This is a genomic window from Ochrobactrum sp. SFR4 (assembly GCF_019730395.1).
GTDB lineage: Bacteria > Pseudomonadota > Alphaproteobacteria > Rhizobiales > Rhizobiaceae > Pseudochrobactrum.
Genome location: NZ_JAAPBB010001434.1, coordinates 1 through 233 on the forward strand (window position 1 = coordinate 1; position 233 = coordinate 233).

1 pseudogene is annotated in these 233 nt (G+C 52.8%); it reads right to left on the reverse strand.

Going from position 1 to position 233, the window contains the following annotated elements:
- A pseudogene (locus tag HBA93_RS23755) lies at positions 1 to 233 on the reverse strand (efflux RND transporter periplasmic adaptor subunit); the annotation flags it as partial.

A 233-nucleotide genomic window follows, 5' to 3' on the forward strand; every position in this document is an offset into this window, starting at 1 on the left:
TTCGCGCACATCAGGCTGCGCTACGGTCACAATACTTTGTCCTGCCGATACAACCTGTCCGACCTCGACATTCACAGCTGAAACCACACCGGAAAAATCAGGCTTCAACTGTGCAAAACCACGTTCATCCTCAGCCTTGCGCAAAGCAGCTTTGGCCTTCTCCAATCCGGCGGCAGCGGTATCGCGTGCCTGTTTGGCATTGTCATAAAGTGCCTGAGAAATACTACGCGTTG